Here is a 4381-nt window from a genome sequence, read left to right as displayed (position 1 = left end):
TTGATATTGAAAACAAAGTAATAATATTGATTTTTTAAGTAAAATTTTAGATTTTTTTAGATCGTTAAGATATAATAAAAATACCAAGCACGAAAGTGTTGCACTTGATATTTCATTTTAGGAACAACATTCTTATAAAGATGTTGTTTTATTTAAATTAAAATTCTATTTATGACCTATATTTTTATTATTAGTGTTAAAAAATACAAATATAAAAATATTTTTTTATATAATTAAAAATTAATTATAATTCTTTTTTAAGGAGATAAATGGATAAAAAATTAGATCATTTAACTGAGTTACAGTACAAAGTAACCCAAGAAGGTTATACAGAAAAACCTTTTGATAATTTATATGACAAACATTTTGAAAAAGGAATTTATGTTGATATAGTTGATGGTACTCCATTATTTATATCAACAGATAAATTTGATTCAGGGTGCGGTTGACCGGCCTTTAGTAAACCTATAAATAACGAAATTATAAAAGAATTAGAAGATAATTCGCATAATATGAATCGTATCGAAGTTAAGTCTAAAAATGCTAATTCTCATCTAGGACACGTTTTTACTGATGGACCAAAAGAATTAGGCGGTTTAAGATATTGTATTAATTCTGCATCTCTTAAATTTATACCTTTTGAACAAATGGATCAAGAAGGTTATTCAGAATACAAAAAATATGTTAAATAATGTTTAGCATATTTTTTGTATTCTTTCTTTTACTAAAATTAAGCGAAAAATAACATATAATTTAGTTATGATAAAAAACCAATATGATGCAAATAGTATTACAAAATTAGAAGGGTTAGACCCTGTTAGAAAACGTCCGGGAATGTACATCGGAGGAACTGATGTAACCGGACTACACCATCTAGTGTGAGAAATAGTTGATAACGCTATTGATGAATCACTTTCTGGTTTTGCAAACCACATAAAAGTTATTTTACGAAAAGATGGGTCGGTATTAGTTTCTGATAACGGTAGAGGTATACCAGTTGATAAGAAAAAGGGCGAAAGTAAAACCGCAGTTGAAATTGTCTTTACCGATTTACATGCTGGGGGTAAATTTAACTCTGGTACATATAAAACAGCCGGTGGTTTACACGGTGTTGGTTCAACAGTTGTTAACGCTTTATCCACTAAATTGATAGCAACTATCTCAAGAGATAAAAAAATATATAGAACCGTATTTGAACAAGACAAAATAATAGAAAGAACTCATATAATTGGAAATTCAAAAGAAAATGGTACAACTGTAGAATTTTGACCCGATTACAAAATTTTTAAAAAAGCCAAATTAAATATTCATACAATTTCTGAAAGATTACAAGAAAGTGCTTTTTTGGTTTCGAACTTAAAAATTGAAGTTTTAGAAGAAGAGACTAATTTTCACGAAATTTATCAATATAACAATGGAATAAATTCCTTTTTAGGTTTTATAAATGACGGAAAGCAATACTTGACCAACCCCGCTTCTTTTAAAGAAGAAAAAAAAGATATCGAAGTTGAATTTGGTTTTCAATGAACAGATTCATATTCTAACATGATATTATGTTTTGTTAATAATGTTAAAACAAGAGATGGTGGAACACATATTAAAGGACTTGAAAGAGGACTTTTAAAAATAATAAACGAATACGCTCAAAAAGAAGGATATTTAAAAAATAAAGCTAATTTTGAATTAAACGATATCAAAGAAGGATGAACATGTATTTTATCGGTTAAAATACCTGAAAATATTCTTGAATTCGTAGGGCAAACAAAAGATAAATTAGGTACACCAGAAGCAACTAGTGTTGTTGAAGATATAGTTTATAAACATATAGGTTTATGACTTTACGAAAACAAATTTCAAATGAATCGTGTCTTGGACAAAATTAAAAATGCATACGAAATTAGACTACAACAAAGAAAACTTAAAGATGATGCTAAAGTTTCAAAGAAAAAACTAAAAGAAAAGAGCGTTATAAGCGATAAATTAACCCCTGCAACATCAAATAAATCATCTGAAAAAGAATTATTTTTAGTCGAAGGTGATTCTGCTGGAGGTTCAGCAAAAAGCGGAAGAGATCGTAAATTTCAAGCCATTTTACCTTTACGTGGTAAGGTTATTAATGCTGAAAAAAGTCAACCTCTTGACTTACTTAAAAACAATGAAATAATAACTATTATAAACGCAATTGGAGCAGGTTTTGGTAATGATTTTGATGTTTCGAAATCCAATTATAATAAAGTTATTATAATGACCGATGCTGATACCGACGGTTCTCATATACAAATATTATTATTGACTTTTTTCTATCGTTTTATGAAACCACTAGTAGAAAAAGGTATGGTTTACATTGCTATTCCACCGTTATATAAAGTTACTAACAAAACTAAAAAGACAATACAATATGCTTGAGATGATGAAGATTTAAATAAAATAATTGAAAAGCAAAAAAACATTGAATTACAGAGATATAAAGGTCTTGGAGAAATGAATGCTGATCAACTATGAGATACTACGATGAATCCTGAAACTCGAACACTCATAAAAGTAACCATCGAAGATGCTAGTTTAGCAGAAAGAAGAGTAAGTACTTTTATGGGGAAAGATGCATCCAAACGTAAAGTATGAATCGATAACAACGTGAATTTCACACAAGAAGATACAGATTTTATGGAAAAAATAAAAAATATAAACTAAAAAAGGGTGTAAAAATACTCTCTTTTTTTATTTTTAATTCTTTTAATAAACACTTACATAGTATAATAAAATTAAGAAACGAGGAATAAATGACATTTAAAAAAATTTTTAAGATAATTGGTTTAACCATAATCAGTTCTAGTTTACCAATTATTGCTATTTCATGCAGTAACGCAAAAGAAAACAACCCTGAAACTAACACTCAAGAATCTAATACTTTCACAACAAATACATCTTCAAATAATTCTTCGAGCGTAAGAAAAACCCCTTCTTTATCAAACGAAGAAAATTCTAATGAAGTAACAAAATACGTATATGACGATACAAATAACTATTACGCAAGTGCTGATGGTTTATCAGGACAAGAATTGCTTAAAGAATTAACAAAGATTCAAAAATCACACATGAAAGGTATAGGTAATTATAACGATTTAAAAAAATTATATAATGATACAAACGCTTTTAAAGATATTTACTTTGAAAAAGATAATACCATATTAGATGTGTATTCCGAAAATCCTAACGGAGATGATCCTTATAATTTTAGAGAATATGCAACCATAAAAGGCGGAAGAGAAGGTGATGGAACTAATAGAGAACATGTAATTCCACAATCATGATTTAACAAAGAAAACCCAATAAGAAATGATGGTCAGTTTGTATGACCTACAGATATAAAAGTTAACAACATAAGAAGTAATTACCCTCACGGAAACGTTACTACACCAACATTAACATCTCAAAATGGTTCAAAATTAGGTACAGATAATAATGGTAATACTGTTTTTGAACCAGTTAATGCATTTAAGGGAGATATAGCTAGAGCTTATTTATATTTTATTGCTACTTATAATGATAAAAACATTTCAAATAGAAATAGTATTTTTAAAAATACTTTCCCATATATAGATACATTCTTTTTAAACATATATAAAGAATGGGACAATAATGATACAGTAGATAACTTTGATATTACAAGAAATAATGAAACCGCAAAATTCGAAGAAATGAGAAATCCATTTATTGATTACCCTAATTTATATGAAAATATTTTCGGCGAAAATCCTAAACCATTCCATAATAAGGGTATTTTAGTTTCTATTAATGAATAATACGTTAGTCGTATTATTTTTTAATCTATTAAAAAATAAATATATTATTATAAACTATTTTAATTTAATTTAAAAAAATGATTAAAAAAGGCAAAAAATGTGAAAAAGAACAAAAAATAATAAATTTTCAGTATTTTCGATACGAATATTATATAATAATGTTCCAAGCCTAGCGATAGGTTTGGTACATTCCTGGCTAATTCTTACATAATAATTAGTCATAGTTTAAAAATTTAAAATATTTTAGTTTTTCTTTCTTGTTTATTTTTAAAGGTCAAATACTCTCTCTTTCTCGCCTTTATAAATTTCAAATAAAATAATAGTAATTATTATTACTCTTTTTCCTTAGTTTTTAATTAGTCAGGAATTGTAAACAGTATTTACATTTTATTAATAAGCTCCTTTAATTAGGAGTTTTTTATTTTTTTAAAAAAAACTCGCTCATAATAATATGTAAGTTAGGTGAATAAAATTTGACACAAAACTCATATTAATTTTTTATTGATATGAGTTTTTTTCATTTTAATTTATTAAATTATATATTATATTAACACCGAAAATAATATAACTCAAATTAT

3 protein-coding genes are annotated in these 4381 nt (G+C 26.4%); all 3 read left to right on the top strand.

Going from position 1 to position 4381, the window contains the following annotated elements; translation table 4 throughout:
- The first annotated feature begins 269 nt into the window (after positions 1–269).
- The 3 genes from msrB to N9R85_RS03635 all read left to right on the top strand — a co-directional run bounded on the left by msrB (position 270) and on the right by N9R85_RS03635 (position 3803).
- On the top strand, positions 270–692 hold the full coding sequence (msrB, locus tag N9R85_RS03645) for a peptide-methionine (R)-S-oxide reductase MsrB (protein WP_262858633.1): 423 nt from the start codon (positions 270–272) through the stop codon (positions 690–692).
- 67 nt (positions 693–759) lie between these two features.
- Positions 760–2691, top strand: coding sequence for a DNA gyrase/topoisomerase IV subunit B (locus N9R85_RS03640; protein WP_262858632.1), 1932 nt, complete (start codon positions 760–762; stop codon positions 2689–2691).
- 89 nt (positions 2692–2780) lie between these two features.
- Complete coding sequence (locus N9R85_RS03635; RefSeq protein WP_262858631.1) at positions 2781–3803, top strand: endonuclease; 1023 nt, start codon at positions 2781–2783, stop codon at positions 3801–3803.
- Positions 3804–4381: the final 578 nt, after the last annotated feature.

The sequence above is a fragment of the Mycoplasma sp. CSL7503-lung genome, assembly GCF_025515455.1.
In the GTDB taxonomy this organism is placed as follows: domain Bacteria; phylum Bacillota_I; class Bacilli_A; order Mycoplasmatales; family Metamycoplasmataceae; genus Mycoplasmopsis.
Note: the sequence above shows the minus strand (reverse complement) of the source record. Positions and strands in the feature narration are given on the sequence as shown.